Annotated in this window: 1 protein-coding gene; it reads right to left on the bottom strand. The window is 30.3% G+C overall.

All coding sequences use genetic code 11. From position 1 onward, the window contains the following. Window positions 1-41 precede the first annotated feature (41 nt). Window positions 42-2,552 (bottom strand): VWA domain-containing protein (locus tag ASU35_RS03690; protein ID WP_187142652.1); only part of this gene is annotated, 2,511 nt, incomplete at its 5' end.

The following is a 2,552-nucleotide window of genomic DNA, read 5'->3' as shown; positions in this document are numbered from 1 at the left end:
GGAGCAGATGTAAGAGTTGGAAGTTGCAAATGTCTGCTTAATCAGCAGACACTAATTAGACTATGAAATCCCAAAATGCCATCTGGAGCTAAGTCACTCTTTTTGTAGGTATATGTTTTTCCGTAATGAAATGTAACAGGAATATGGTATACAGGATCTTTATCATTAGGCCATCCTGAATTTTTCACCACGTGATTTCTTATTATTTGTGATTTTTTGTTAAGTTGTGCTTCATCCCAAACATCTCCCACCAGTCCTAATCCTAATGTTAATCCCAGTCCATTAAACGTTACTATTCCATACATAGAATTCTGACTATAATTTATTCCTTCTGCTCCAATATTATAGGCAATATGTCCACCTAATGAATGCCCAGTTACATAAAAATTATATCCTTTGTTGTTTTTCATTATCTTTTTCATAAAATCTTTTGCAGCTGGTGTTTGTGTGCTTATACTTAAAAAATAGGTAGTAGCATTATTAAACCAATCTTTAAACTTTTCCTCTGTACCTCTGCATGCTATAATGATATTATCGTCTTTTTTAAACGCAACCAACTGTAAACCACCTTTAGCATACCATGTATCAAAAACACTCCAACCTTTTAATTCATTAACATTTGCCAGACCATGAAAACCTGAATTTATTTCATTTTCCCAATTTGTAGAAAGTGAATCCAACTTACTACCGCTTGGTATAAAACTATACGAAATAGATGATGCCATTACTAAATCTCTATCACTAATATTCCACTTTAGCGGATTATTATCATCTGAATCTAGATACCCATCATAATCGCTATCTTTCAAATTCGGGTCAGAAAATACCTTAAGATATGTTCGTCCATATGAAGTTATCACTTTCATTTCTTTACCATCTTCAATTCCATCTCCATCAGTATCAGATTTATACATATCGGTATAGTATTTTTTTCCATTAAATCCAGTTAGTTTTCCAGATGCAATCAGTTTTTCATAATAATCTTTGATTCCATCTCCATCAGTATCTTTTTCATAATCGATTGTTTCTCCAGCAGTCTCCTTAAAAATATTAGTTAAATCAGAGGCTGTAGTTGCATGATAATACTTACCACCAGTTTTTTTAGCAATACTTTCAAGCAAACTAATATTTACAGAATTGCCTAATCCAATCGTATAAATTACAACACCAGAATCAATCGCTTTTTGGGTTAAAGAATTATCATAAGAACCATCTCCATCAGTTAATAATATAATATATTTAGCAGAATTCTGTTCATTTGATATTTGATTTAAAGATAGCGATATTCCAGCACCTATATTAGTCCCTCCACTACTATCTACTTTATCAATAGCATTGTTCAGAACATTTTTATCTGACGTTAATTCTGATAAAAGAATAGCTGAAGAATCAAAATCTACAACAGCTGCTTCATCTTTTTCTCTCAACTTACTAACAAACAATTTTGCAGCATCCTTCCTAATCCCACTCGGATCATTTGAGCTCATACTTCCAGATGAATCAATAGACATTGCAATTACCAATTTCTTATTTGTTGTGTTGTCAGCTACAGGTGGCTTTATTTCATTATCCCATATTTTATCAAATGATTTTTTATTAAGTAAAATATATCTTGAAAAATGTGAAATTTCAGCTGAAATTTCTCCTGTATTAGGATTCAATGTTTGATTTTCAATAAGAACAATAGATTGATTAGTTTCATCACAATAATAAATTGCAGGTTCAAAATCATTGTTTTTCAGTAATTCTGAATTAATTTTAAATGTAAGCGTAGCGGACTCAAAAGCTCCATCCAAATTAAAATCGTAACCCGAACCTATATAACCTGGCATATCTTTAGGTAAATAAAAGTCATCATCACTAAGTTTTCTTATTGATAATGTTTTAATAAGTTTTGCTGGTATTTTCATTTTTATAGTAGGTATACTTCTTAAATCTGTTTCATTATATGATGGTGATTGAATAATATTAAAAATATCGTCTCCATCTATTACTCCATCGTCATTAGAATCATTTTTTAAGGGATTTAATCCCAACTCCAATTCTTTTAAATCATAAACACCATCTCCATCAGTATCTGCAACTAAAGGATTTGTCAAACTTTCTTTAATTTCTTTACCATCTTCAATTCCATCACAATCAGTATCTTTAATCAAAGGATTTGTTTTAAAGTGTTCTTCATCAATATTTTTTAATCCATCTCCGTCTAAATCTTCGTCAGAATCTAAAATACCATTTTTATCACTATCTTTTTCTAAAGGATTAGATTGTGATAAATAAAATTCAAAATAGTCAGAAATCCCATCTTCATCTGTGTCCCATTTGTTTTTATCTGTTCCAATATAGATTTCAATTTGATCTCTAATATTATCGTTATCAGAATCTGTTGAATCCATAAAATCTAACCAAATAACCTTCAAATTCATATTTTTATCTACAATTAAATCAGAGCCTAAATCTTTTCCATTTTCATCTGTAAAAGTTGATATATATCCATCTATTTCAGGTAATTCTAATTTATGTCCCGCATTTATTTGAACTACTTTAGGTAA

Source organism: Acetivibrio ethanolgignens, assembly GCF_001461035.1.
Lineage (GTDB): Bacteria > Bacillota > Clostridia > Lachnospirales > Lachnospiraceae > Velocimicrobium > Velocimicrobium ethanolgignens.
Note: the sequence above shows the minus strand (reverse complement) of the source record. Positions and strands in the feature narration are given on the sequence as shown.